Raw genomic sequence first — 5,135 nt, 5'->3', positions numbered from 1 at the left:
CGCCCGCCACGCCCAACCCGCTGTTCACCGCTGCGCGTTCTTCGACTACCGCCTCGGACCGTCCGACATTCGGGTCGACTGCCCGGAACACCTCACCCAGGAGGAGTTCGCCCGCCGCGGCGCCGCGGGCGGCCGGTGACACCGAACGGGGCCAACCGGGTCATGCACGCCGACGTCCACAGCGCCGCGGTCGGCCTGCCCGACGGCACGCCCGCGGGGTCCGTTGTCGACAGCTCACCGATCAGCTGAGTGAGGAGGGGGCCTGCGGGCCCATCATCACGAGACACTAGTCGGGGTAGGGCACCTCGGCGCGTGCCTTCTGGAGTGCGGCGGCCCACCAGGCAAGCTGGTTGAACAACGTCTTGGCGTAGCCGGGAGCGTCGGGATCAGCCGGCCGGCCGGCATCCCAGTTCACGAAGTAGTTCGGGAATGCCAGTCCGTCGCGAATGGTCACCGCGTGCAGCTCGGTGAGGACGTTCTCCAGGTGCAGGACCGCGTGCCGACCACCCGCCGCGCCGCCGTAGCTGACAAAAGCGACCGGCTTCGCGGTCCACTGGGTGAAGTGCCAGTCGATGGCAGCCTTCAGTGACGCCGGGTAACTATGGTTGTATTCGGGGGTTACTAGAACGAACGCGTCCGCGGCGTCGAGCCGCGCGGTCAGGGGTGCCATGCCCGCCGGGCGCGGGTATGAGTCTCCGGCGTACTTCGGCGACGCGGCGGGCAGGGATAGGGGGATCTCAAAGTCGGCGAGGTCGACGACCTCTACGTCGAAGCTCCCATGCGCGGAGGCCTGTTCGGCGACCCATGAGGCCACGACCGGTCCGAACCTCGCCTCGCGCACGCTGCCGACGACGATGACAAGTTTGCTGGTTTCGCTCATGCGTCACATGTTCGGTCGCGCCGGCAGCGGCAGCCAGACCGAGCGCAGGCTGGCCCTGATAGGGCCAGCATCGGACGGCGTACCGAGGCCGTTCCGGTCTTACAGTGAAGAGCGTGAGTACGCCGCTGGGTGACTTCCTCCGCGCCAGGCGCGATGCCACCCGGCCCGAGACGCTCGGCCTGCCGGCAGGCCCCCGGCGCCGCGTCCCGGGGCTACGGCGGTCGGAGCTGGCTTCGCTGGCAGGCATCAGCGTTGAGTATCTCGTCCGGATCGAGCAGGGGAGCGACCGCAACCCATCGGCCTCCGTCGTCAACGCGCTCGCCGACGCGCTGCGCCTCGACGTCTCCGAGCGGGAGCACCTGCGCTACCTGGCCAAGATCGCCGCTGGCGTGTGTACCGGCCCGCTCACCCAACCTCGGCTGGAGGTCAGGCAGACAGTGCTCAAGCTGCTCGACCAGCTCGAGCCAGGGATCGCACTGGTCACCAACCGCCTGGGTGACATCCTCGCGTACACCAGTGGCTTCGACCTGGTCGCCCGACCGTCGGGGCTGCTTGATACCGACAGGCCCAACCTCACGCGCTTCGTCTTCACCGACAGGCGCGCCCGCGAGGTCTTCCCGGAATGGGATCAGATCGCCGACGAACGAGCCTTCGACCTGTGGCACGGCCCGTCAGCCGAGCGCTCGGCCCAATTCAGGGCGGAACTCGCTCCGGTCGCCGGCGACGACTTCACCCAGCGGCTGAACCGGCACGCGCTACCACGGCGCGGTCCGCTGCGGTGGACACACCCCGTGGTTGGTGAACTGCGGCTTGACCGCGAGGTCCTGGAGCTCCCAGCCGCCGATGCTCAGCAGCTGGTGGTATTCCTTCCCGCCGACGACACGACCGCCGACACGTTGAACCGGTTGCGCAGGAGGGGCGGTACCAGCCTGCGTGCCGTCAACTGAGCAAATATGGCGGCACGCCGCCACTCTTATCGAAGTCAAGCAGGTCCAGGTCCCCGTGGAGCAGTACCCGCGGGGGCTCGGTGTTCTCCGGCATCTGATCGCCGCGATCGACCGACCTGCCAGCATGATCGATCCTGGGCTCGCCCGCCACATCCGCGACGACTGTCCGATACGACACTGACGTAACGGTATGGTTGGTTTTCGTGGTACCGGAGCACCAGGAAGGACCGAGGGACCCGATGGAACGTGCAGCGTGACGGCCCGGCAGCGAGGTCGGGTCGGGTACCGGGCTCGCCCGGGCAGGCCGTTATGGATGCCGCTGACCGCACTGACGATGGTGATGGCTGTTGTGCTGGGCGTGGCGGCCTGCTCGGATCAGCCCGAGCGTCCCCGCGCTCCGCGGCCGTCACCAACCACCACGCACCCCTCCGCCGTGGAGCCGGCACCGTCCGGGCTGGGCTGGGTATCCGGCGCCAATGGAAACTTCCCGGCAGACGTGACCGCGTGGGCGGCTTGGACCCGCCGTCCCGTCGATCTCGCGATCGTTTTCACGGACCGCGCCAACTGGCCGAGCATCACCACGGCGTCCTGGCCGGTCGGGGCGTTCACCCGGGCAGCCTTTCCCGGGGAGCTGTCGGTGGCGCAACCGCTGTACCCGCAGAACGGCAATGAACAGGCGTGCGCTCGCGGTGAGTACGACGGCTACTGGGCCCAGTTCGGGCAGACTCTGTCGAAGTACGGCCGCGGCGACGCCTACGTGCGCCTCGGCTGGGAGTTCAACGGGGACTGGTTCTGGTGGCACGTCCGGGATCCGCAGGCGTGGAAAAGCTGCTTCCAACACGCCGCCACCGCGATCCGGTCGACCGCTCCGCACGTGAAGATCGACTGGAACATGACCGCGCACCGCGACAGCCTGCCCGGCAGCGGCGCGGACGTCTGGTCCGCCTACCCCGGCGACGCCTACGTCGACGTCGTCAGCATCGACTCCTACGACTCCTATCCGGCGTCCACGACGGAGCAGGTCTGGACCCGGCAATGCCAGCAGCGTTCCGGGCTGTGCACCGTCGCCGCCTTCGCCCGCGCCCACGGCAAGCGGTTCGCCGTCCCCGAATGGGGACTGGTGCGCTCGACCGGCGGTGGCGGCGACAACCCGTTCTACATCGAGAAGATGCACGAGTTCTTCGCGGCGAACGCCGGACTCCTCGCCTACGAGGCCTACTACAACAACGCGGAAGCCGACAACGTGCAATCCTCCCTGCACAACCCGAACCTGAGCCCGAACAGCTCCCGCCGCTATCTCGGCCTGTTCGGAAAGGGCTGACGGCTGATCGGGTGTCAGAACTCGGCCACCGGTGGTGACCTGGGGTTTTAGGCGGCTCGTTCGTATTCGTTGATCAGGACGCCGAGGACAGGCTGGCGGTGCCGACCGGAGACGGCACGAGCCTCGGGTGCGCTGGGAGCCGCCCTCCACCGTCATGCGTCGAGAGGTTCAGGGCCCGACCGCCGCTGGCGGATGATCATGGTGGCCGCCCGTCGCTCGGACGCGGATCGCCCGTTCGAGCGGGACCGCGGAGCGGGACCAAGTTCGTTTTCGCCGGCCGGCGGCACGGGCGGCACCGGTGGCACGCCGGACTCGGCGGCGCCCAGCCCCAGGCCGAGGCCCACCCCGTTCACCGCCACGACGGTGCTGATCAGCCAGCCGGTCGGGGACGCCTGCACACAGCCGACCGCCGGGCGACGGCCGACCGGCCAGCCCCGGCCGAGCGGCAGCCCGCGTCCGCGCTCGCCGGGTACCCGAGGGACGGGAGGCTTCCGAGACGGATTAGGCGCGCGCGGAGGGCAAGGTGGCCTCGGTGTCCGGCTCGACCGTCACCGTCACCGGCACCGGCAGCGGCAGCGGCAGCGGCAGCGGCAGCGGCAGCGGCAGCGGCAGCGGCAGCGGCAGCGGCAGCGGCAGCGGCAGCGGCAGCGGCAGCCATCACCTACACTGCGCAGGTCAACGGGGACACCAGGTACACCCAGTCGGTCACCGCGACGGCCAAGGCACTGGCCGTCGGGCAGTGCGCGACCGCGAACGGCCAGACCGACGACACTGGCGCCGTCACGGCGACCCACATCACGCTGAGCCCGAAGACGAACGGCCGCTGCACCGCCGGCTTCGGCGGCTTCGGCGGCCAGGGATCTGGCGCCCCGGGGGGCGGCAGTGCGGGCTCCGGTGCCACCGGCTCCGGTCGCACCGGGTCCACAAATGCCTGAAGAGGCAGTGTCCGAGAAGGCAGCGCCTGAGGAGAAGCCGCGGCCGTCGCGCCGCCGGTTGGGTCGGCCCCGCAAGGTCGTGGTGGGCGGCACGGCAGCGGTGCTGTTGGCTGGTACCGGCGTCGGAACGGGGCTCGCGGTCACGGCGGACCCGGGGCCCTCCTACCGGCTGGCCACCGCCGGCATGGCGTCGGTGACCCAGGCCCTCACCTCGGTCGGAACGGTGGCCACAGTCAACAAGGCGACACTGGCGTTTCCGGTCGCCGGAACGGTGACCGCCGTGCCGGTGGCGATCGGTGACCAGGTCACGGCCGGGAAGACGCTGGCCGGCCTGGACCCGGGGCCGCTGCGGCGAGCCCTGGACGCGGCGAACGCGCGGCTGGCACTGACCGCGGACGAGTCGGGCCAGACCTCGTCGGCGACCGCTTCGGGGACGGGCCCGGGCACGTTCACAGCGGCGGGGGCCGTGGCCACCTCCCTGGCAGGCGTTACGGGCAGCTCGTTCCGGGGCGGCTCGTCGTCCGCCGGCATCGAACTGATCAGTTCCTCGACCGGACGCCACCGGGAAGATCAGCGGGACCGCCGGCGCCGACGACGCGATCACTCTGCTCCGGGACGGCGCCGTGGTCGCCTCCGTGACCGGTTCCTATGCCTTCACCGGTCTAGACGCGGGCACGCCGTACACGGTGAAGATCGAGGATCCCGACCCGACCGGTTCCGTCGACGCCCTCCAGCGCCAGCACGCGATCGGTGCCCTCGTCGCCAGGTACAGCACATCGCCAGGGCCGTCACAGCCGTCGGACCTGGCCACGCTGGTGTCCCGACTCGCCGCCGCCAAACTGAACCTGGACGCTGCGGTCCGCGACCTCGGCACGGCCGGCGTTCCGACAGCCGACGCTCCGGCAGCCTCGGCCATCCCGACCGAACCAACCGAACCAACCGAACCAGCCCAACCAACCCAACCAGCCACTTCGAGCGCCCGTCCGATGAGCGCGCCGGCCCCGTGGGTGCCAGGTGCGACGGGTGGGCCGGCTCCCGCCCCCAGCCACGGT

Annotated in this window: 5 protein-coding genes and 1 pseudogene; 3 read left to right on the top strand and 3 right to left on the bottom strand. The window is 70.4% G+C overall.

Annotation, left to right across the window (positions count from 1 at the left end; all coding sequences use genetic code 11):
• Nucleotides 1-286: 286 nt before the first annotated feature.
• Nucleotides 287-880: an NADPH-dependent FMN reductase gene (locus AC08OO_RS16550; RefSeq protein ID WP_011434678.1), complete on the bottom strand. Its 594-nt coding sequence runs from the start codon at nucleotides 878-880 to the stop codon at nucleotides 287-289.
• A gap of 113 nt (nucleotides 881-993) precedes the next feature.
• Here AC08OO_RS16550 and AC08OO_RS16545 point away from each other — a divergent pair, with 113 nt between their 5' ends.
• Both AC08OO_RS16545 and AC08OO_RS16540 read left to right on the top strand, forming a co-directional pair.
• Entirely contained in the window at nucleotides 994-1,827 is an 834-nt protein-coding gene (locus AC08OO_RS16545) for a helix-turn-helix domain-containing protein (RefSeq protein WP_476607841.1), read from the top strand.
• Between the two features lie 190 nt (nucleotides 1,828-2,017).
• Nucleotides 2,018-3,148: a glycoside hydrolase family 26 protein gene (locus tag AC08OO_RS16540; protein ID WP_476618728.1), complete on the top strand. Its 1,131-nt coding sequence runs from the start codon at nucleotides 2,018-2,020 to the stop codon at nucleotides 3,146-3,148.
• Nucleotides 3,149-3,809: 661 nt separating this feature from the next.
• On the opposite strand, the gene AC08OO_RS16535 is transcribed toward AC08OO_RS16540, so the two are convergent.
• Both AC08OO_RS16535 and AC08OO_RS16530 read right to left on the bottom strand, forming a co-directional pair.
• The gene (locus AC08OO_RS16535) at nucleotides 3,810-3,977 is read right to left on the bottom strand and encodes a hypothetical protein (RefSeq protein WP_476618727.1); all 168 of its coding nucleotides are present in this window, start codon (nucleotides 3,975-3,977) and stop codon (nucleotides 3,810-3,812) included.
• Between the two features lie 268 nt (nucleotides 3,978-4,245).
• Complete coding sequence (locus AC08OO_RS16530; protein ID WP_476618726.1) at nucleotides 4,246-4,614, bottom strand: hypothetical protein; 369 nt, start codon at nucleotides 4,612-4,614, stop codon at nucleotides 4,246-4,248.
• A gap of 104 nt (nucleotides 4,615-4,718) precedes the next feature.
• Here AC08OO_RS16530 and AC08OO_RS16525 point away from each other — a divergent pair.
• Nucleotides 4,719-5,135 (top strand): annotated as a pseudogene (locus AC08OO_RS16525) (HlyD family efflux transporter periplasmic adaptor subunit); the annotation flags it as partial.

The organism is Frankia sp. CeCAU1, from assembly GCF_977971845.1.
This window is presented reverse-complemented; position numbering and strand designations above follow the sequence as displayed.

Bases quoted from the DNA above. Each gene is read 5' to 3' on its own strand.
- AC08OO_RS16550 (WP_011434678.1), bottom strand. From the start codon at position 880: ATGAGCGAAACCAGCAAACTTGTCATCGTCGTCGGCAGCGTGCGCGAG.
- AC08OO_RS16540 (WP_476618728.1), top strand. From the start codon at position 2,018: ATGGTTGGTTTTCGTGGTACCGGAGCACCAGGAAGGACCGAGGGACCC.
- AC08OO_RS16530 (WP_476618726.1), bottom strand. From the start codon at position 4,614: ATGCCGGCGGACGACGAGCCGCCCCGGAACGAGCTGCCCGTAACGCCT.